This is a genomic window from Allobosea robiniae (assembly GCF_900102525.1).
In the GTDB taxonomy this organism is placed as follows: Bacteria; Pseudomonadota; Alphaproteobacteria; order Rhizobiales; family Beijerinckiaceae; genus Allobosea; species Allobosea robiniae.
In genome coordinates this window covers 119,171-139,400 of record NZ_FNBZ01000008.1, presented here as the reverse complement: position 1 = coordinate 139,400, position 20,230 = coordinate 119,171, and the positions used below count along the sequence as shown (strand labels likewise).

Sequence of the window (20,230 nt, the reverse complement as noted above, 5' to 3'; positions counted from 1 at the left end):
GTTTCGCCATGGGTGGCGTGAGCATTTGGCACTGGATCGTCGTCGGCGTCATCGTGATGCTGCTGTTTGGACGCGGTAAGGTTTCCGAGTTGATGGGCGACGTCGCCAAGGGCATCAAATCGTTCAAGAAGGGCATGGCCGAGGATGACGAGGCGACGCCGACCGCGACGAACGTCGATCCCAAGGTGATCGACCAGACGAAGGCCGACAACGCTGCCGCCCAGGCCCAGGCCAAGGCCGAGCACAAGGCCTGATGCCGCTGCACCCCTTTGGGGTGTAGGCTTGAGAGGACGAGCCGTCGATGTTCGACATCGCCTGGAGCGAGATGGTGCTGATCGGAGCGGTAGCGCTCGTGGTGATCGGCCCGAAGGACCTGCCCAAAGCCCTGCGTACCGTCGGTCAGACGGTTGCCCGGGTGCGACGCATGGCGTCGGAATTCCAGGGGCAGTTCAATGAGGCGATGCGCGAGGCCGAACTCTCCGACCTGAAGAAGCAGGTCGAGGATGTCGGCGGATCGGTGTCGAGTGCGCTCAACAGCGACTTCAAGCCGATCGATTCCCTCAAGGACTTCGAAACCCCGAAGCCTGACGAAGCAGCGCTGAAGGAGGCCGAGGCCAAGCTCGCCGCGCTGCCGCAGCCCGAGCCGCTGCCGCCCGTCCAGATCGAGACGCCGAAGCCCGCCGACAAGCCGAAGCGGACCCGAAAGGCCGCGGCCGAGCCTGCTGCCCCGGTTGGGGAAGCGCCGGTCGCTCCAGTTGCCGTGGTCGAGCCGAGCCCGGCGAAGCCTGCCCGCAAGCGCAGCGCCAAGGCTGCCGAAGGGCCGGCCGCCGTCGAAGCACCGGCTCCGGCGCCTGTCGCAACCGTGCCGGCCAAGCCTCCGAAGGCTGTCGCTGCTGCGCGCAAGCCGAAGCTCGCTGCTGCCCCGACTGAGCCCGCCAAGCCTGCCGCCCGCAAGCGCAAGACCGCCAAGGGCGAGGAGAATTCCGCATGAGCGTCGCCAATCCTCGTGCGGGCGAGGACGAGATCGAGGCCTCGCGCGCGCCGCTCATCGAGCATCTGGTCGAATTGCGCTCTCGCCTGATCAAGTCGCTGATCGCCTTCCTGATCATGTTCTTCATCTGCTTCGGCTTCTCGACGCAGATCTACAACATTCTGGTGCTGCCCTATGTCTGGGCCGCCGGCAGCGCCGCCAATGCGCAGTTGATCTATACCGGCCCGCTCGAACTGCTCTTCACCCATATCAAGGTGGCGGCCTTCGGCGCCGGTTTCTTCGCTTTTCCGGTGATCGCGACGCAGATCTACAAGTTTGTGGCGCCCGGCCTCTACAAGAACGAGAAGGCCGCCTTCGCGCCTTATCTGATCGCGACGCCGGTGTTCTTCACGCTCGGCGCCACGCTGGTGTTCTTCTTCGCCATGCCGGTGCTGATGAAGTTCTCGCTCGGCATGCAGCAGGCCGCGACCGAGACCCAGGCCGGCATCGCGCTCCTGCCGAAGGTCAGCGAATATCTCTCGCTGATCATGACGCTGATCTTCGCCTTCGGCATCGCCTTCCAGCTGCCGGTGATCCTGACGCTGCTCGGGCAGGCCGGCATCATCGATTCGAAGTTCCTCAAGGAAAAGCGCCGCTACGCCATCGTCTTCGTCTTCGTCGTGGCGGCGGTGCTGACGCCGCCGGACGTGATCTCGCAACTGATGCTCGCGATCCCGATGATGCTGCTCTACGAGCTCTCGGTGTTCTCGGTGCGCCGGGTCGAGAAGAAGAGCGAAGCGGCGAAGGCCGAAGAGGACGCGGCGGAGTAGTCTATCTCCGCCCGGATTGACGGCGGAGATGGCGACAACGGTGGTTCCCTCGCGCGCGATCCCGGTCTAGAGCATCCATCGCTGCATTCCGCAGCGATGGCATGGCCGGACGACGATGTACGACATCAGATGGATTCGCGAGAACGCCGCGGCGTTCGACAAGGGGCTTGAACGCAGGGGCCTGGCGCCGCTGTCGTCCTCGCTGCTCGAACTCGATGATGTCCGCCGCTCGTCGATCGCCAAGGCGCAGGCCACGCAGGAGCGCCGCAACGCGCTCTCCAAGGAGATCGGCAAGGCGATGGGCGCGAAGGATGTCGCGCTCGCCGACAAACTGAAGGCCGAGGTCGCAGCGCTCAAGGAGCAGCAGCCGGCGCTGGAGGCCGAGGAGAAGGCCGCCAAGGACGCGCTCGACGAGAAGCTCGCGGCGATCCCGAACGCGCCCTTCGACGATGTGCCGGATGGCGCCGACGAGCACGGCAATGTCGTGCTGCATGTCCATGGCGTGAAGCCCGAGGAGCGCGGGCTGCTCAAGGGCGTCAACGCCCCCAAGCAGCATTTCGAGCTGGGCGAGGCGCTCGGCCAGATGGATTTCGAGAAAGCGGCGAAGCTCTCCGGCTCGCGCTTCGTGGTGCTGCAAAGCCAGATCGCGCGGCTGTCGCGGGCGATCGGGCAGTTCATGCTCGACACGCACACGGAGGAGCACGGCTATACCGAGGTCAATCCGCCGCTGCTGGTGCGCGACGATGCGATGTTCGGCACGGCGCAATTGCCGAAGTTCCGTGAGGACCAGTTCCGCGCCGGTGAGGACCATTGGCTGATCCCGACCGCCGAGGTGCCGCTGACCAATCTCGCAAGGGAATCAATCCTCTCCGAGGAGGAGCTGCCGCTTCGATTCACCGCGCTCACGCCCTGCTTCCGCTCGGAAGCCGGCTCGGCCGGGCGCGACACCCGCGGCATGCTGCGCCAGCACCAGTTCGAGAAGGTCGAGCTCGTCTCGATCACGGCGCCCGAGAAATCGCGCGAGGAGCATGAGCGCATGCTCGCCTGTGCCGAGGCCGTGCTGAAGAAGCTCGACCTGCATTATCGCGTGATGACCTTGTGCACCGGCGACATGGGATTTGCCTCGCAGAAGACCTGGGACATCGAGGCCTGGCTGCCCGGGCAGAAGACCTATCGCGAGATCTCGTCCTGCTCTGTCTGTGGCGATTTCCAGGCGCGGCGGATGAACGCCCGCTACAAGACCAAGGACGGCAAGGGGCCGTTCTTCGTGCACACCCTCAACGGCTCGGGCACGGCGGTCGGCCGCGCGCTGATCGCGGTGATGGAGAACTACCAGAACGCCGACGGCTCGATCACCGTGCCCGACGTGCTGGTGCCCTATATGCGCGGCGTGACGCGGATCGAGAAGGCGGCCTGAGACATGCGTATCCTCGTCACCAATGATGACGGCATTCATGCCGAGGGCCTGGCCGTGCTGGAGCGCATCGCGCGCCAGCTTTCCGATGATGTCTGGGTCGTGGCGCCCGAGACCGACCAGTCGGGCGTCGCACATTCGCTGTCATTGTCCAATCCGCTGCGTCTGCGCCAGATCGAGGAGAAGCGCTTCGCCGTGCAGGGCACGCCGACCGATTGCGTGATCATGGCGGTGCGCGCCGTCATGAAGGAGGCGCGGCCCGATCTCGTGCTCTCCGGCGTCAACCGGGGCTCGAACGTCGCCGAGGACGTGACCTATTCCGGCACCATCGCCGCCGCCATGGAAGGTACGCTGCTCGGCGTGCCCTCGATCGCGGTGAGCCAAGCCTATATGCCGGGCAATCGCGATTCGATTCGCTGGGACTGCGCCGAAAGCCACGCGCCGGGCATCATCCGGCGCCTGCTGGAGGAGGGCATTCCGGAGGGCGTGCTGTTCAACCTCAACTTCCCCAATGCCGGGCCGGACGAGGTCGAGGGCGTCGCCGTCACGGTGCAGGGGCGGCGCGACCAGGAGATCGTGCAGCTCGAACCGCGCAAGGACGGCCGCGGCAATCCCTATTACTGGATCGCCTTCCAGCGCAGCGGCAAGGAGCCGGCCAACGGCACCGACCTGAAGGCGCTGGCGGAGAAGCGCATCTCGATCACGCCGCTGGAACTCGACCTGACGCATGAGCCGACGCTGACGCGCTTCGCGCGGCTGTTCGCCTGAGCGGGAAGCGGGGAGGGGCATGAGCGAGGACGCGCCGGCCAGCGAAGGCGAGCGTACCGTCGCCTTCCTGCTTTCGCTCCGCGCACGGGGTGTGCGCGATCTCGCGTTGCTGCGCGCGATGGAGCGGGTGCCGCGGGACCGCTTCGCGCCGGCTCGCTTCGCCGATCTCGCCCGGCAGGACGTGTCTGTGCCGCTGCCTTGCGGCCAGACGATGACGGCTCCGCACACCGTCGCCAACCTGCTCGTGGCGCTCGACATGCAGCCGGGCGCACGCGTGCTCGAAGTCGGGACCGGCTCGGGCTACGTCTCGGCCCTGCTCGCCGCCATGGGCGGCGAGGTGGTTTCGCTGGAGCGTTATCGGTCGCTGGCATTGGCTGCGCATGAGCGCGTCTCCGACAGCGGCTTCGGCGGAGCCGTCGACCTGCGCCATGCCGACGGGTTCCAGCCCGACCGGACGCTCGGCCGCTTCGACCGCATTCTCGTCAACGGCGTCACCCAGGCGGTGCCCGAGGCACTGCTGGCGCGGCTTTCGCCCGGCGGGCGCCTGGTCGGTGCGCTGCGCGTCGAGGGCGCGGCGCGCCGGGTGGTGGTCACCCATCTCGACGATGGACAGTTCGATCATGCGACCGGGCCGGTTTTGCGCCTGCCGCCGCTGATTCCGGGCCGCTCGCGCGCCTTGTGAGACCGCCGCCATGCCAATGGCGTCTATGCGGGCCATTTGAAAAATCCAAAAAAATGAAGACGGCGGGCTGAGCGAAACGCTTTCGTAACCTCAACGGGACTTTAATCTCCGTCATCGAGTTGCGTCGTTCGCGAGTACTCAGTTCATGCGTAGCCAAGCCGGATCGATCAATCCCCGCACCCTTCGTCGGTTGTCGACGGTGTGCCTGTTCGCTCTCAGCGTCAGTGCATGCTCGTCGGACGCGATGCGTTTCACCGACACGCCTTTCGACAGTCCGTTCAAGTCGGCCCAGGCTCCGACGCCTTTCCGCGATCCGGCCACCACCGGCTCGATCGGGCGGGTGGCGAGCGCGCCGCTGCAGCCGGTCAATCCCGCGCCCGTCGTCCGGTCGCAGCCGCTGCCGCCGCCGCAATCGGCCGTCGCGCTGAATGCCGCGCCGCCGCAGGCCGTCTCGGGCAGTGCTGCCGGCTGGTCCGCGCAGGGCGGCACGCCGGTCGTGCTCGCCCAGGGCGAATCCCTCGATACGATCTCGTCGCGCTACGGCGTGCCGCGCGCCGCGATCATGTCGGCGAACGGGCTGAGCAACGCGAATGTCGCTCCCGGCACGCGGATCACCATTCCCGTCTATAACGCGGCTGCTTCAGCGGCTCCCGCTCGTCAGGTTGCCCAGGCTCCGGCCGAGACCCAGCGCTTCGTTGCCGGGCCGTCTGCCGCCACGCGCTCCGCTTCGCCGGCCGCCGATTCCAGGGCGCAGGCCAGGGCGGCCGCCGAGGAGAAGGCCAGTGCTGCCGCGGAAGCCCGGGCGAAAGCCACGGCCGACGCCCAGGCCATGAAGGAATCGCGCGCCCGCTTCGCCGCCGAGGCCAAGGCCAAGGCTGCTGCCCGCAAGACCGCGGCTCTGCCGACGCCGGCGGCCAAGCCTGCTGCCACGGTCGCCGCCGTGAAGCCGGTGCCCGAGGCGAAGCCGGCCAAGCCCGTCGTCGTGGCCAGCGCGCCTGCGGCCGAGCCGAAGGCGAGCGCGATCCCCCGGTCCGAGCCCGTCGCCGAGCCGAAGACCACCGCCAGCATTCCGAAGCAGGAGACCGAGGCGACCGCTGCGTCCGACAAGGCGGATTTCCGCTGGCCGGCTCGTGGCCGCGTGATCTCCGGCTATAGCGGCAAGGGCGGCAACGAGGGCATCAATATCGCGGTTCCCGAGGGCACGCCGATCAAGGCGGCCGAGGGCGGCACGGTCGCCTATGCCGGCAGCGAGCTGAAGGGCTACGGCAATCTTGTCCTGATCCGCCACCCGAACGGTTATGTCTCGGCCTATGCCCATAACGGCGAGCTCAAGGTGAAGCGCGGCGACGCCGTCAAGCGCGGCCAGGTCGTCGCCAGCTCGGGCCAGACCGGCAATGTCTCCTCGCCGCAGCTGCACTTCGAGCTGCGCAAGGGCTCCGCTCCGGTCGATCCGACGCCTTATCTGAACAACTGAGCTGCGGACGACGTTTCAGCCTTCGATCGGTTCCGCGAGACCCTCCCGATCGAAAAGAACGGGGCTGCCCTAGAAAAGGGCGGCCCCGTTTTTCGTTTGCTCGGCCTCGTCATGCCCGGGCTTGACCCGGGCATCTCGTGCAGAAAAGGGCGCCTCTTCCGGAACGAGATTCTCGGGTCTTCGCTACGCTTCGTCCGAGAATAACGGTGGCGTTCGGCTTACCCCTCCAACCGCTTGCCCAGCCGGCCTGCCAGATCCTGGATGTACTGCCAGGCGGTGCGGCCGGAGCGCGAGCCGCGCGTCGTCGACCATTCCAGCGCGTCGCGGCGCAGCTCGTCGGCAGCGACGTTCAGACCGAAATGGCCGGCATAGCCGTCGATCATCTCAAGATACTCGTCCTGGCTGCATTTGTGGAAGCCGAGCCAGAGACCGAATCGGTCCGAGAGCGAAACCTTCTCCTCGATCGCCTCGCCCGGATTGATCGAGGTCGAGCGCTCGTTGTCCATCATGTCGCGCGGCAGCAGGTGGCGGCGATTCGAGGTGGCATAGAACACGACATTGTCCGGTCGCCCTTCGACGCCGCCGTCGAGCACCGCCTTCAACGACTTGTAGGAGGTGTCGTCGCTGTCGAAGGACAGATCGTCGCAGAAGACGATGGCGCGGTGCGGATCGTTGCGCAGCTGGCTCATCAGTGCCGGCAGGCTCTCGATGTCCTCGCGATGGATTTCGATCAGCTTCAGCGGCAGCATTTCCTTGGCGAGGCGCTGGTTGGTGTCGGCATGAACCGCCTTGACCAGCGAGGACTTGCCCATGCCGCGTGCGCCCCAGAGCAGCACGTTGTTGGCCGGCAGGCCTTTGGCAAAGCGCTCGGTATTCTCGGCCAGCGTGTCACGCACGCGATCGACGCCGCGCAAAAGCGAGAGCCCGACGCGATTGACCTTCGGCACCGGCACGAGCTCCGAACCCGCCGCCTGCCAGACGAAGGCGTCGGCGGCCTTGAGGTCGGCGGCCTTGCGCCGGGGCGGAGCGATGCGCTCCAGGGCATCGGCGATGCGCAGCAGCGTGGCCAGCGTCTGGTCGGGAGCGGTCGTGGTCATGGCATCCGTGCCTTCGTTTCGTGCCGTTGAACCGTACCGTACCGTCCGGTACGGTTCTCGCCGCTAGCTAAACCACGCCGTGGATCGCGCGCAAGGGGCATTGCGCGAATGGCGGCCAACCCATAGGTGAGGGGCTGCGTGCGGGCGACCGGGCGCGTCCGATTGATTTCACGGCGTTGCTGGCTATAGTCCGCGCGATTTTCCGGCCGGGCGATGGTTTTGCCGCGTCTTTCTGTCTAGAGACCTGCGGTCGGCGGCGTGCCGCCGCCGTACCAGAGGAGTGTATTCGTGATCACCCCCGCTTTCGCCCAGGCGACAGGAGCCGGTGGCGGCACCGACATGCTGATCCAGCTCGTGCCCTTCCTGCTGATCTTCGTCATCATGTGGTTCCTGATCATCCGGCCGCAGCAGCGCCGGGCGAAGAGCCATCAGGAGCTGATCAAGAACGTGCGCCGCGGCGACACGGTCGTCACCTCGGGCGGCATGATCGCGAAGGTCTCGAAGGTCGTCGACGACGGCGAGCTGGAGGTCGAGATCGCCGACGGCGTGCGCGTGCGCATCGTGCGCGGCATGATCCAGGACGTCCGCTCCAAGAGCGAGCCGGTCAAGAACTGAGAATGCGGCGGCCCAGGCCCCGCACCGGGGCCTGAGGCGCGATAACAAGGCTGTTCACGCAGATGCTTCGTCTCCAGGCCCGCAAGGTCATCCTCGTCCTGCTCGTGCTGTTCGTCGGCTGCGGGCTCGCCGTGCCGAACCTCTTGTCGCCTGAGACGCGCAAGGCCATCGAAACCAACGCGCCGTCCTGGATTCCGCGCGCATTGCTGCCGATCCATGCGGTGGTGCTCGGCCTTGATTTGCAGGGCGGCTCCCACGTTCTGCTGGAAATCGACCGGGCCGAGCTGGTGCGCAGCCAGGTCGTCCAGCTGCGCGACGACGTTCGCCGCATCCTGCGCGAGGAGCGTGCAGCACCCCAGGGCGGCATCCAGACGACGCCCCGCGGCGTACAGGTCCGCGTTCCCGATGCAGCCGAGCGCGGGCGCGTTCTGCCCAAGCTGCGCGAGCTCGCCCAGCCGATCGGCACGCTCGGTGCCTTCGGCCCCTCCGGCAACCAGTCGATCATCATCGCCGAGCAGCCCGACGGGCTGATCCAGCTCACGGTCACGGAAGCCGGCTCCAACGAGCGCATCCGCCGTGCCGTCGAGCAGGCGATGGAAGTGCTGCGCCGGCGCGTCGACGCGCTCGGCACGACCGAGCCGAACATCCAGCGCCAGGGGCTCGACCGCATCCTGGTGCAGGTGCCGGGCCTGCAGGACCCGCAGAAGCTGAAGGATATCCTCGGCCAGACCGCGAAGCTCGAATTCCGCCTCGTCGGCGACGCCAACAGCGCCGATATCGACATGCTGCCGTCGCAGGATGCGGGCGGCCAGATGGTGCCGGTCCTGCGCCAGCCCTCGGTCGAGGGCGCCGACCTGATCGACGCGCAACCGGCCTTCGATTCGCGCAGCGGCACGCCGATCGTCAATTTCCGCTTCAATATCCGCGGCGCCCAGCGCTTCGGCCAGATCACCACCGAGAATCTCGGCCGCCCGCTGGCGATCGTGCTCGACAACAAGGTGATCTCGTCGCCGGTGATCCAGTCGCCGATCACGGGCGGCTCCGGCCAGATTTCCGGCAACTTCACGGTCGAGCAGGTCAACAACCTGGCGATCCTGCTGCGCGCCGGCGCGCTGCCCGCCCGGATGACGATTGTCGAAGAGCGTACCGTCGGCCCCGGCCTCGGCGCCGACTCAATCCAAGCCGGCAAGATGGCGACCCTGATCGCGACCGTGCTAGTGGTGATCTACATGCTGGCGACCTATGGCATCTTCGGCATGATCGCGAGCATCGCGCTGCTCGTCCATGTCGGCCTGATCTTCGGCCTGATGTCCTTCCTCGGCGCGACGATGACGCTGCCCGGCATTGCCGGCATCGTGCTGACCATCGGCACGGCGGTCGACTCCAACGTGCTGATCTACGAGCGCATGCGCGAGGAGGAGCATCAAGGGCGCAGCCTCGTCTCGGCGCTCGAAGCGGGCTTCCAGCGCGCCTTCGCCACGATCATCGACTCCAACGTCACCATGCTGATCGCGGCCGTGGCGCTGTTCTCGCTCGGTTCCGGCCCGGTTCGCGGCTTCGCGGTCGTCTTCATCCTCGGCATCCTCACCACCGTCATCACGGCGGTGACGCTGACCCGGATGCTGATCGCGATCTGGTACCGCTGGGCCAAGCCCAAGCACCTCCCGTTCTGACGCTGCCAACCCCTCAGGAGATTGGCCATGCGCATGCGCCTGCTTCGTATCGTTCCCGACAACACCAAGTTCAAATTCGTCTGGTTCCGTCGCTTCAGCTATCCGCTGTCGGCTGCCTATTCGATTCTCGTCCTCGTGCTGTTCCTGACGGTCGGCCTGAATTTCGGCATCGACTTCAAGGGCGGCACCCTGATCGAGATGCAGACGAAGGGACAGGCCGTCGACATCGCCCAGATCCGCCATACCGCCAACGGGCTCGGCTTCGGCGAGGCCGAGGTGCAGGAATTCGGCTCCGGCGGCGAGGTCTCGATGCGCTTCGGCATGCAGCCGGGCGGCGAGACGGCGCAGCAGGCGGTCGTCGTGAAGGCGCGCGAGGCTTTCGCCTCCAGTTATGATTTCCGCCGCGTCGAGACCGTCGGTCCGCGCGTCTCGGGCGAACTGGTGCAGGCCGGCACGCTCGGCGTCGTGCTCGCGATCGTCGGCGTGCTGATCTATCTCTGGTTCCGCTTCGAGATGCCGCTGGCGATCGGCGCGATCCTCGGCACGCTGCACGACATCGTGCTGACCATCGGCTTCTTCCTGATCACGCAGCTCGAGTTCAACCTGACCTCGATCGCGGCGATCCTGACCATCGTCGGCTACTCGCTGAACGAGACCGTCGTGGTGTTCGACCGGACGCGCGAATTGCTGCGCCGCTACAAGACCATGCCGGTGGCCGAACTGCTCGACCTCTCCGTGAACTCGACGCTGTCGCGCACGGCGATGACGGCAACCACGACCTTCCTGTCGCTGCTGGCGCTCGTGCTGTTCGGCGGCACGGCGATCGAGGGCTTCGCGCTGGTCATGCTGTTCGGCGTCGTGGTCTGCACCTATTCCGCGATGTTCATCTCGACGCCGGTGCTGCTCTACATGGACGTCCGCTCGGCCGGCGCCCGTGAGGAAGCGCAGGAGGCGGCGCGCGTCGCCAAGGCTTCCGCTGCCAAGGCCAAGGCCTGATCGCGGCCGTGCCCCGCTTCGAGGGCTTCGTTCCCGGCCGTTTCCCGCTCGACGCCATCGGCGCGGGCGGGTTCCGCTTCGCCGAGATGAGCCACAAGGGCTCGATCATCGCGACGCCGATCGGTATCCGCATCTGGCCGGTGACGCGCTTTTCCGAGGTGACGATCGAGAGCCTGCAACCGGTGCTCGACGAGGCCGGGACGATCGATTTCCTGCTGATCGGCACAGGCGCGGATATCGCCTTCATTCCGCCCGCTCTGCGTGATCCGCTGAAACAGGCAGGGATCGCCGTCGAAGGCATGGCGACCGGAGCCGCGGCGCGGACCTACAATGTTCTGGTGGGCGAGGATCGGCGCGTGGCTGCGGCTTTGATCGCGGTCGACTGACGAATGGCGATTCGGGAAACCGGGCATGCCGACGACGCGTAGCGGGGGCAGGGCGCTTGCCCTAGATTGAAGGCGGCCACATGACGACGGGCCGAGGCGGGACGATGCCGCAGACCGATACCGACGACCGCAGGGAGATCGCACCGGCGCGCCTGCCGGAGGCTTATGCCCATTGCGCCGAGCTCGTCCGCGAGCAGGATCAGGACCGCTATATCGCCGGGCTCTACGCGCCCGAGGACCGCCGGGCGGCGCTCTATGCGCTCTATGCCTTCAGCCTCGAGATCGCGCGGGTCCGGGCACTGGTGAGCGAGCCGCTGCCGGGCGAGGTCCGGCTGCAATGGTGGCGCGATGTGCTCGAAGGTCAGGCAGGCGGCGAGACTCAAGGACATCCGGTCGCCGCGGCCCTGCTCGATACGGTCAAACGCTATCGCCTGCCGGTCGCGCCGCTGACGGCGCTGATCGATGCGCGCATCTTCGATCTCTACGACGATCCGATGCCGTCGCTGCGCGACCTGGAAGGTTATGCCGGCGAGACGGCGAGCGCGGTGATCCGGCTGGCCTGCATCATCCTCGCCGGTGGGCGCGACCCCGGTGGCGCGACAGCCTGCGGCCATGCCGGCGTCGCCTATGCGCTGACCGGGCTGATGCGTGCCTTCCCATGGCATGCGGCGGAGGGACAGGTTTATCTGCCGGCGGATATCCTCGCCCGCAACGGCGTGACACGCGACGACATCGTGCGCGGGCGCGGCGGACCGGGCGTGCTCTATACGCTGAAGGAATTGCGCGAGATCGCGCGCGGGCACCTGAAGAAGCTCACCAGCCTGAGTGAGTCGATTCCGTCCGGGCTGAAGCCGGCCTTCCTGCCGGTGGCGCTGGTCGAGCCCTATCTCAAGCGGATGGAGGTCGGGGGATACGATCCCTACCGCACCATCATCACCCTGCCGGCCTGGCGCCGGCAGTGGGTGCTGTGGCGGGCGTCGCGGTCCCGCTGACCGCGACGCCGTCGGCCTGTCAGACGTGGACCGAGCGGCTCCGGATGATCAGGATCGCCGCGATCGAGAGCACGCAGCAGCCGATGATGTAGAGCGCGACATAGGTCGGCCGGCCGCCGGCAGCGCCGACCAGCGCCTGCGCGATGAAGGGCGTCGGACCGGCGACGAGCACGCCGTTGAGTTCCCGCGACATCGCCAGCCCCGAGAAGCGGTAGCGCGTCGGGAACAGGTTCGTCAGGAAGGCGCCCTGTGCGCCCGAGGTCGAGCCAAAGCCGAGGCCGTAGCCGAGCGCGATGCCGATCGTGCACCAGAGCAGGCTGCCGGTGTCGAACAGCCAGAACAGCGGGAAGGCGAAGACACCGATCACCAGCGAACCGAAGATATAGACCGCTGCCGCGCCGACCTTGTCGGCCAGCGCGCCCATGAAGCCGACGCCGACGATGCCGAAGAGCGAGCCGATGGTGACGGCGATCAGCGCGTCCGTCCGGCTCATGCCGACCGTGTTGATCATGTAGCTCAGCGAGAAGGCGCTGAGGATATAGGCGTTGGCGTTGTGGGCGGTCACCGACAGGAAGCCGAACAGCACCTCCTTCGGGCTCTCCCGGAACAGCTGGCCGAGCGGGACCGACTGCTCGTGCCTGCGCTCCTCGGCGCGGGCCATCGCCTCGACATATTCCGGCGTCTCGTCGAGATGCTTGCGGATATAGAGCGCGACGAAGAACAGCACGCCGGAGAGCAGGAACGGTACGCGCCAGGCCCAGCCGAGCAGGGTCTGTTCCGGCAGATAGGAGATCGCGAGGAAGGACAGCGTCGCCAGCATGATGCCGACGAGCGTCGCGGCATTCGGCAGGCCGGTATAGAAGGCGCGCTTGTTGGCCGGTGCGTATTCGGCCACCAGCACGATGGCGCCGGCGAGCTCGGCGCCGGCGCCGAAGCCCTGGATCAGGCGCATCAGCACCAGCAGGACCGGCGCCATGATGCCGATCGTCTCATAGGTCGGCAGCAGGCCCATCAGCACGGTGGCGAGGCCCATCAGCGTGATGGTCAGGATCAGCGCCGGCTTGCGGCCGAACTTGTCGCCGATATGCGAGATCACGATGCCGCCGACGGGCCGGGCGAAATAGCCGACGGCGAAGGTCGCGAAGGCGGCGAGCACGCCGGTCGTCGGCGAGAGATTGGGGAAGAACAGCTTGTTGATGATCAGGCCGGACGCTGCGCCATAGAGGGCGTAGTCGTACCATTCGATCACGGTGCCGACCGTCGCCGCGGTCACCGCCTTGCGGATATTCGCCTGGCTTGCGCCGCCGGCTGTTGTTGTCGTGGTTGCCATGGTTCCTGGGGCCTCCGGATTCTTGTCGGAGACCTGTAATCGACAATCGCAGCTCGGCCCATGCGCAGAGAGCTTGGCTTCTATGCGATAGTCCTTCCGGCAACCGTTCTGTGCATGGCGCGATCAGCCCGCGCTGGCTTCCGGAGCGGTGGCCCAGCGTTCCATCTCGGCCTTGGCACGGGCCGTCAGGGCCTGCTTGCGGGCGACGGTCTTGGCCGGGCCTTTCAGGCGCTTGCCGTCGGGGCCGGTGGTCGCGACGCCTTCGATCGGCGGGAACAGGCCGAAATTGATGTTCATCGGCTGGAAGGAGCGCGGTCCCTCGTCGATGGTGACGATGTGGCCGCCGGTGATGTGGTTGACCAGCGCGCCGAGTGCCGTCGTCGCAGGCGGCAGCGACAGCTCCTGGCCGAGACGCTCGGCGGCGGCCATGCGGCCGGCGAGCAAGCCGGTGGCGGCGCTTTCGACATAGCCTTCGCAACCGGTGATCTGGCCGGCGAAGCGCAGGCGCTGGTCGGCCTTGAGGCGCAGACGGCCATCGAGCAGATTCGGCGAGTTCAGGTAGGTGTTGCGGTGAATGCCGCCGAGCCGCGCGAATTCGGCGTTCTGCAGGCCGGGGATCATCCGGAAGATCGCAGCCTGCTCGCCATATTTCAGCTTGGTCTGGAAACCGGTCATGTTGAACAAGGTGCCGAGCGCATTGTCCTGCCGGAGCTGCACAACGGCATAGGCCTTCACCGTCGGGTTGTGCTTGTTGGTCAGGCCGACCGGCTTCATCGGCCCCCAGCGCAAGGTCTCGCGGCCGCGCTCGGCCATGACCTCGATCGGCAGGCAGCCGTCGAAATAGGGCGTGCCCTCCCATTCCTTGAACTCGGTCTTCTCGGCGGCGAGCAGCGCGTCGATGAAGGCCTCGTACTGGTCGCGGTCGAGCGGGCAGTTGATGTAGTCGGCGCCGGTGCCGCCGGGGCCAGCCTTGTCGTAGCGCGACTGGAACCAGGCCTGATCCATGTCGACCGAATCGAAATGGACGATCGGTGCGATGGCGTCGAAGAAGGCGAGCGCTCCCTCGCCGGTCAGCGATTGCAGGCCCTCGGCCAAAGCCGGCGAGGTCAGAGGGCCGGTGGCGATGATGACGTTGTTCCATTCGGCCGGGGGGAGGCCGGCGACCTCGCCGCGATCGATGGTGACGAGGGGATGGGCTTCGAGCGCCGCGGTGACTGCCTGCGAGAAGCCGTCGCGATCCACCGCGAGCGCGCCGCCGGCCGGCACCTGATGGGCATCGCCCTTGGCCATGATCAGCGAGTTCAGCCGGCGCATCTCCCAATGGAGCTGGCCGACGGCATTGCTGGAGGAATCGTCGGAGCGGAAGGAGTTCGAGCAGACGAGCTCGGCAAGCCCCTCGGTCTTGTGGGCATCGGTGCCGCGGACGGGGCGCATCTCGTGGATGACGACGGGGACGCCGGCCTCGGCGATCTGCCAGGCGGCTTCGGAGCCGGCGAGACCGCCGCCGATGATGTGAACGGGTTCCATGGCTGGGATGTGTCCGCAGCCGGGGCGCAGGTCAAGGGACAGGCGGCCTGAAATGCAAAATGCCCGCCGTGAGGCGGGCATTCGCTCTTCGACCGAAGCTCGAGGGGAGGGGAATCACGAGCCTCAGGAGAAACTACACGGAACGCGCCGCGCCCGATGCGCGGCGGTTCTCATTCTCAAGCCTTCAGGCCGCGGCGTGCGAACGCGCGATGAAGGAGATCTCCGAGCGCGACAGGCCGAGATCGTCGAGCTCGCGGTCGGTCAGACGGGAGAGCTCGCGAACGGTCTCGCGATAGCGGAGGTAGGCGCGGATTTTAGCGGCGATCATGGTGACGAACATGGTGGTCTTCCTTGCGAGTATTCCGGACCGGGGCGGTGCCCACAGCGATAATTTCGTTGTGCACTGCATATAAACCGGACAGCCTGCTTCCAACAGGGGCACGGCATCAGCTCCGATATGCTCTATATGCATGACGAGTTAAGGTTCCGGTCATTTTCCTGGGATCGTTCTGCGCTGAACGTAATGCTTGTGGCAAAATTGCGGAAATCGGCAGCCTACTAATTGCTCATTCGATCGGCTGAGCGTGAGATTACTCAACAATTGCCTATAAAATAGTCATGTTGCAACTGCTAAATGACGAGCGGTTGCGCCGGGGCACTTTTGCGTTGCAGCGGAGATCGGTCCGGCGGTGTTTTCGGACGATCGAAGGAGCGCATTTTCGCCACGAAGCAATCGGCATCCGGCAGCGTTTGCCGGGCAGATCTTGCCGAATTTCCTGGACAGCATGGCCACGAAACGTGCCGCCCTCCCTGTAAACGGCTGATTCTCGGGCGGTTTCGTGAAGCGGCCCCGGCGGCCTGAAGCTTGCCTGGCGGTTTGCTCAAAGGAGCAAGCCATGTCGAACCCGATCACGAACCGGCCGATCAGCCTGCCATTCACGAATCCGGTGAAGCCGGCGGCACAGAACGACAGCAGCGCGGACAACAGCAACAGCACCTCGGTCACGGCGCCGTCCTCGATCGAGGACGAATTCCTGAAGATTGCGCGGATGTCGCCGGAGGAGCGGGTTCAGGCCGCGATCCTCGCCAAGCTCGGCATGAGCGACGACGAGTTCAACAAGCTCGACGCCCAGGCCAAGGCCGACGTCATGACCAAGATCCGCGACGAGATGCTCAAGCAGATGGAAGCCAAGGGCGAGAACGCGAACAAGACCGGTGCGCTCGCCGACATCCGGGTCTGACAGACGCGTCAAGTCACCTTGTCATTCCGGGGCTTCGCGCCTGCGGCGCGCCCCGGAATGACAAGCGTATGCAACCTTTTCGCCGTCAGCTCGCCTTACCCGCATCGAAGCGCAGCAGCCGCAGCGCATTGGCGGTGACGATCACGGTCGCGCCGGTATCGGCGAGGATCGCGATCCAGAGGCCGGTATAGCCGAGCACGCTGGTCACGAGGAACACCGCCTTCAGCCCGAGTGCGATCGCGATATTCGTGCGGATATTGCCCATCGCCGCCCGCGCCAGCCGGATCATTGCCGCGACGTCGCGCACGCGGCTCTTCAGCACGGCGCCATCGGCCGTCTCAAGCGCGACATCGGTGCCCGATCCCATGGCGATGCCGATGCTGGCGGCAGCCAGCGCAGGCGCATCGTTGATGCCGTCGCCGACCATCATCACGGCGGTCTCGCTGGAGAAGGCCTTGATCGCGGCGACCTTGTCGTCGGGCATCAGTTCGGCCTTGTGCTCCATGCCGAGGCCGGCGGCGATGGCGGCGCCGGTGCGGGCATTGTCGCCGGTCAGCATGGTCGAGCGGATGCCCATCGCCTTGAGCTCGGCGATGGCCGCGGCCGCATCCTCGCGCGGCTCGTCGCGCAGCGCGATGAAGCCGGCGAGCGCGCCGTCGACAATGACGGCGGCGACGGTCTTGCCGGCGGCCTCCAGCTCCTCGGCCGTGAGGCGAGCCCGCTTATCGAAGGGCGCGCGGCTCTCGGCATGGCGCGGGGCGCCGACGAAGACCGCACGGCCGTCGACCTTGCCGGTGACGCCCTGGCCGGCCAATGCCGCAGCTTCGGCCGCCGGCTTGTAGGCGATGCCGTCGGCGCGGGTGCGCTCCAGCACCGCCTCGGCCAGCGGATGCGCCGAGCCGTGCTCGACCGCGGCGGCGAAGGCCAGGACCTCCGCCTCGCTGCCGGTGAGGGCGACGACATCGGTGACGCGCGGCTTGCCCTGGGTGAGGGTTCCCGTCTTGTCGAAGGCGACCAGTCCCGTCTTGGCGGCGGTTTCGATGACGACGCCGCCCTTCATCAGCAGGCCCTGGCGGGCGCCGGCCGACAAGGCGGCGGCGATCGCGGCGGGAACCGAGATGACTAGCGCGCAGGGGCAGCCGATCAGCAGCAGCGCCAGCGCCCGGTAGATCCAGACCGACCATTCGGCGCCGAGCAGGAGCGGGGGCACCAGCGCGACCAGCACGGCGAGCCCGACGATCGCCGGCATGTACCAGCGCGAGAACCGGTCGATGAAGCGCTCGGTCGGGGCACGCGCCTCCTGCGCCTCCTCGACCAGACGGATAATGCGGGCGATGGTGTTGTCCTCGGCCGCCTTGTCGACGCGCACGCGCAGGGCTGCCTCGCGATTGACCGAGCCCGCATAGACGGGCTCGCCGACGCCCTTGGTCTTCGGCACGGATTCGCCGGTGACCGGGCTCTCGTCGATGCCGGAGGTGCCGTCGGTGATCTCGCCATCGGCCGGGATGCGGTCGCCGGGGCGCACCAGCACGACCTGGCCGATCCTGAGGCTCGCGGCGTCGACCTGGCGGGTCGCGCCGTTTTCCTCGACGATCGCGGTCTTGGGCACGAGATCGCCGAGCGCGCGGATCGAGGCGCGGGCGCGGTCGGCCGCGACGCCTTCCAGCACCTCGCCGACCGCGAAGAGGAAGACGACCAGCGCCGCTTCTTCGGCCGCGCCGATGAAGAGCGCGCCGATGGCGGCGATCGTCATCAGCATCTCGATGGTGAAGGGAATGCCGGCGCGGGCCGCGGCGAAGGCGCGCCTCGCCACGGGGGCGACGCCGACGACGCAGGCCAGGATGAAGGCCCAGTGGCCGATGCCCGGCCAGATCAGGCCGGCAGCATAGGCGGCGCCGAGGAACAGGCCGGTGGCAATGACGAGCCGGCCCTTGGCCGTCTGGTACCAGCTCGCGCCATCGGGCGTGGCCTCGTGGACATGGCCGGGCAGGCCGTGGCCGTGATCCTTCGCGGTGGCGGACTGCTTGCCGGCTTTGGGGGCGTGGTCATGGCCGGCATGGTCGTGGCCGGAATGATCGTGGCCGGAATGGTCGTGCTTGTGATCATGGTCATGTGCATGGCCACCATGGTCATGGCCGCAACCGCAGGCGTCCTGTTCCGGCGCGGGGTGCGCGGTGGCCGGTGTCGCCAGCGCGGCAGTGCTGTAGCCGAGGCCGTTGACGCGCTTCTCGATCGCCTCCGGCGTGGTCGCTCCGGCACCGAGCGCCAGCGTCAGCGTCTCCGACATCACCGAGAGTTTGACGTCGCTGACACCGGGCAGGCGCTCGACCGCGCCGCGAATCTTCGCCGCGCAGCTCGCGCAATCCATGCCGCCGACCTTCCAGGACAGGGTTTTGCTGGCAGTTTCGGGATGGGCGGCCATGAGGTGTCTCCGTCTCTCTTTCGCTACGGGACACCTCTCTACAAGCTGTAGCCACTTCAGGTTCAAGAGGGAAAATGCACTTGGAGGGCATGGCCGTCATGCTCGGGCTTGACCCGAGCATCTCAGGTCGAGGAGGCTCCTTGCGCCCTCTCGTCATGAGATTCTCGAGTCTGCGCTGCGCTTCGCCCGAGAATGACGGCGTGAGGGCAGCCTCAATCCAGCGGAAATACCGGCCGGCGCAGGCGCTTGTAGGGCAGGCCGGTGATCCGGCTGGTGCAGGGGCCGGGCGTCGCCACAGTGAAGCTGCCCTTGGCGATCTTGTCGTAGGCGCGCCGATGCGCGACCGCAGCCTTCACGCCGATCGCTTTCAGCGTCTCCGGCTCGATGCCCTGCGAGCGGAGCTGGCCGAGGTCGAAGGGCGGCGTCTTGCGGCTGCTCAGCAGCACCGTGACGCCCGCGACCTCCACGACCGCGCAGGGCCCCATGCTGAAATGCGAGCCCTGCGCGGCGGCGAGATGGCTGTTCAGGTCCTCCAGCGCGAATTCGCCGTCGCTGGCGCTGACGAAGCTGGCCTCGATCTCGACCGGCCCTTCAGCGATGGCGCTGCCCTTGCCGCCGATCGAGAGCTTGCGGGTCTCGCCGGGCCTGGCGCCGGCCATGGCGGCAACGGCGGCGGGGTCCGCGATGGCGACGGCGCAGTTCTCGACGCCATGGCGCAGGAAGGCGCGCAGCACCGAGGTCGCATCGCCCGGTGCGCCGCCGCCGATATTGTCCGCCGGTTCGACCACGATATAGGGGCCGCCGGGCGAGCGCAGGATTTCCGCGACGGCCCCGTCGATGTCCCATTCCGCCGGCAAGCCGGATTCGCGAAGTTCGATTGCAGTCGCGGTGAGGCGCTCCAGCGCTTCGCGGGCGGGAGCCTCCGGGCCGGTGAAGGCGATGGCGAAGGCGACGCCGGCCTCGGGCACATCGGAAAAGGAATAGCCGCCGACGACGCTGGCGACCCAGATCGCCGGATTCTCCTGCTCGATCCCGCGCGCCAGCGCTTCGAGGTCGCGCATCGGCCGGTCGGCCGTGCCGGTGCCGGTCGGCGGCCAGATCACGGGGGCGTTGCAGGAGAGCATGCGGGGGCGCTCCCCGCTCGCGAGCGACTTCGCCAGCAATCTCGCGGAGCGGACGGCGGATTCGCGGGCGTCCGTGTGGGGGTTCTCGCGATAGGCGACGAGAGCGTTGGCATGCTGCGCCATGGAAGCGGTGAAATTGGCGTGCAGGTCAAAGACGGCGAAGATCGGCAGGGTTTCGCAGCCGGGCACCGAGCGGATATGGGCCAGCAGCGCGCCTTCCGGGTCGAGGCAGGCGGTCGTGACCATCGCGCCGTGCAGCGCAAGCCAGATGCCGTCGAGGCCGCCATCCGCGAGGGCCGCTCTCAGCCCGGCATCGAATTCCGCGAGGAAGCGTTCGAAGACCGTATGAGCGACTGTGCCGGCCGGCAAGGCGCCGTAGTCGATCGTCGGCAGGACCTCCCAGTCCTCGGTTTCCGCCACCTCGAGGAAGCCGTCGATGGTCGAACCGTCGCCGCGGCGGGCCAGCAATTCCGCGCCTTTGCGGATGGTGAAGTCGGCGAGCGTCGTCTCTTCGTCGACGAAGCTGTGGGTCTCGTGGAAGAGCGATCCCAGCAGGATGCGGCGGCGGGACATGATCGGTTGAATCTCCCAGGCTTGCGAAGCCTGCGCATCTCGGCCGCCGATCTGTTCCAGATCAAGCCCGCATTGTTCCATTGCAAGGAACGCGGACGCTTTGACAGTCCGCATCC

Annotated in this window: 19 protein-coding genes; 13 read left to right on the top strand and 6 right to left on the bottom strand. The window is 67.1% G+C overall.

The annotated features are described in order from the left end of the window. Positions 1-8: 8 nt before the first annotated feature. From BLQ70_RS21385 to BLQ70_RS21355, 7 genes are all read left to right on the top strand, one after another. Positions 9-254, top strand: coding sequence for a twin-arginine translocase TatA/TatE family subunit (locus BLQ70_RS21385; RefSeq protein WP_061967485.1), 246 nt, complete (start codon positions 9-11; stop codon positions 252-254). Positions 255-301: 47 nt separating this feature from the next. Then, positions 302-991, top strand: coding sequence for a Sec-independent protein translocase protein TatB (tatB, locus tag BLQ70_RS21380; RefSeq protein ID WP_091861138.1), 690 nt, complete (start codon positions 302-304; stop codon positions 989-991). Then, positions 988-1,800, top strand: coding sequence for a twin-arginine translocase subunit TatC (gene tatC, locus BLQ70_RS21375; RefSeq protein WP_061967488.1), 813 nt, complete (start codon positions 988-990; stop codon positions 1,798-1,800). The genes tatB and tatC overlap by 4 nt, the downstream gene beginning before the upstream one ends. A gap of 115 nt (positions 1,801-1,915) precedes the next feature. Further along, complete coding sequence (gene serS, locus BLQ70_RS21370) at positions 1,916-3,217, top strand: serine--tRNA ligase (protein WP_091861134.1); 1,302 nt, start codon at positions 1,916-1,918, stop codon at positions 3,215-3,217. 3 nt (positions 3,218-3,220) lie between these two features. Then, entirely contained in the window at positions 3,221-3,982 is a 762-nt protein-coding gene (gene surE / locus BLQ70_RS21365) for a 5'/3'-nucleotidase SurE (RefSeq protein ID WP_091861131.1), read from the top strand. A 19-nt stretch (positions 3,983-4,001) separates the two neighbouring features. Beyond that, positions 4,002-4,664, top strand: coding sequence for a protein-L-isoaspartate O-methyltransferase family protein (locus tag BLQ70_RS21360; protein ID WP_061967494.1), 663 nt, complete (start codon positions 4,002-4,004; stop codon positions 4,662-4,664). A gap of 244 nt (positions 4,665-4,908) precedes the next feature. Continuing rightward, the gene (locus BLQ70_RS21355) at positions 4,909-6,138 is read left to right on the top strand and encodes a LysM peptidoglycan-binding domain-containing M23 family metallopeptidase (RefSeq protein ID WP_091861128.1); all 1,230 of its coding nucleotides are present in this window, start codon (positions 4,909-4,911) and stop codon (positions 6,136-6,138) included. A 218-nt stretch (positions 6,139-6,356) separates the two neighbouring features. Here BLQ70_RS21355 and BLQ70_RS21350 read toward each other — a convergent pair whose 3' ends face one another. Further along, positions 6,357-7,235, bottom strand: a complete 879-nt coding sequence (locus BLQ70_RS21350) for an ATP-binding protein (protein WP_091861124.1) — start codon at positions 7,233-7,235, stop codon at positions 6,357-6,359. 339 nt (positions 7,236-7,574) lie between these two features. Between BLQ70_RS21350 and yajC the strand changes: the two genes are divergently transcribed. The 5 genes from yajC (at position 7,575) to BLQ70_RS21325 (ending at position 11,897) form a co-directional block, all read left to right on the top strand. After that, positions 7,575-7,850 carry a preprotein translocase subunit YajC gene (yajC, locus tag BLQ70_RS21345; RefSeq protein WP_061968270.1) on the top strand — a complete coding sequence of 92 codons (276 nt, stop codon included), beginning with the start codon at positions 7,575-7,577 and terminating at the stop codon, positions 7,848-7,850. A 62-nt stretch (positions 7,851-7,912) separates the two neighbouring features. Next, a complete protein-coding gene (gene secD, locus BLQ70_RS21340; RefSeq protein WP_061967500.1) occupies positions 7,913-9,523 on the top strand; it encodes a protein translocase subunit SecD in 1,611 nt (536 codons plus the stop codon). A gap of 33 nt (positions 9,524-9,556) precedes the next feature. Further along, positions 9,557-10,519, top strand: a complete 963-nt coding sequence (gene secF, locus BLQ70_RS21335) for a protein translocase subunit SecF (RefSeq protein WP_091861456.1) — start codon at positions 9,557-9,559, stop codon at positions 10,517-10,519. Between the two features lie 8 nt (positions 10,520-10,527). Continuing rightward, positions 10,528-10,905 carry an Mth938-like domain-containing protein gene (locus BLQ70_RS21330; protein ID WP_244512114.1) on the top strand — a complete coding sequence of 126 codons (378 nt, stop codon included), beginning with the start codon at positions 10,528-10,530 and terminating at the stop codon, positions 10,903-10,905. Positions 10,906-10,985: 80 nt separating this feature from the next. Then, complete coding sequence (locus tag BLQ70_RS21325) at positions 10,986-11,897, top strand: phytoene/squalene synthase family protein (protein WP_244492821.1); 912 nt, start codon at positions 10,986-10,988, stop codon at positions 11,895-11,897. Between the two features lie 19 nt (positions 11,898-11,916). On the opposite strand, the gene BLQ70_RS21320 is transcribed toward BLQ70_RS21325, so the two are convergent. The 3 genes from BLQ70_RS21320 to BLQ70_RS21310 form a co-directional block, all read right to left on the bottom strand. Continuing rightward, positions 11,917-13,227, bottom strand: coding sequence for an MFS transporter (locus BLQ70_RS21320; protein WP_091861122.1), 1,311 nt, complete (start codon positions 13,225-13,227; stop codon positions 11,917-11,919). A gap of 123 nt (positions 13,228-13,350) precedes the next feature. Next, positions 13,351-14,754 (bottom strand): methylenetetrahydrofolate--tRNA-(uracil(54)-C(5))-methyltransferase (FADH(2)-oxidizing) TrmFO, encoded by a 1,404-nt coding sequence (gene trmFO, locus BLQ70_RS21315; protein WP_091861119.1) that lies wholly within the window; start codon positions 14,752-14,754, stop codon positions 13,351-13,353. A 184-nt stretch (positions 14,755-14,938) separates the two neighbouring features. Then, positions 14,939-15,094, bottom strand: coding sequence for a DUF1127 domain-containing protein (locus BLQ70_RS21310; protein ID WP_082009515.1), 156 nt, complete (start codon positions 15,092-15,094; stop codon positions 14,939-14,941). 556 nt (positions 15,095-15,650) lie between these two features. On the opposite strand from BLQ70_RS21310, the gene BLQ70_RS21305 reads away from it, so the two are divergent. Then, a complete protein-coding gene (locus BLQ70_RS21305) occupies positions 15,651-15,995 on the top strand; it encodes a hypothetical protein (RefSeq protein ID WP_091861115.1) in 345 nt (114 codons plus the stop codon). Between the two features lie 85 nt (positions 15,996-16,080). On the opposite strand, the gene BLQ70_RS21300 is transcribed toward BLQ70_RS21305, so the two are convergent. Next, positions 16,081-18,417: a heavy metal translocating P-type ATPase gene (locus BLQ70_RS21300; protein WP_091861112.1), complete on the bottom strand. Its 2,337-nt coding sequence runs from the start codon at positions 18,415-18,417 to the stop codon at positions 16,081-16,083. A gap of 212 nt (positions 18,418-18,629) precedes the next feature. After that, entirely contained in the window at positions 18,630-20,114 is a 1,485-nt protein-coding gene (locus BLQ70_RS21295) for a M81 family metallopeptidase (RefSeq protein ID WP_091861449.1), read from the bottom strand. Between the last annotated feature and the right edge of the window lie 116 nt (positions 20,115-20,230).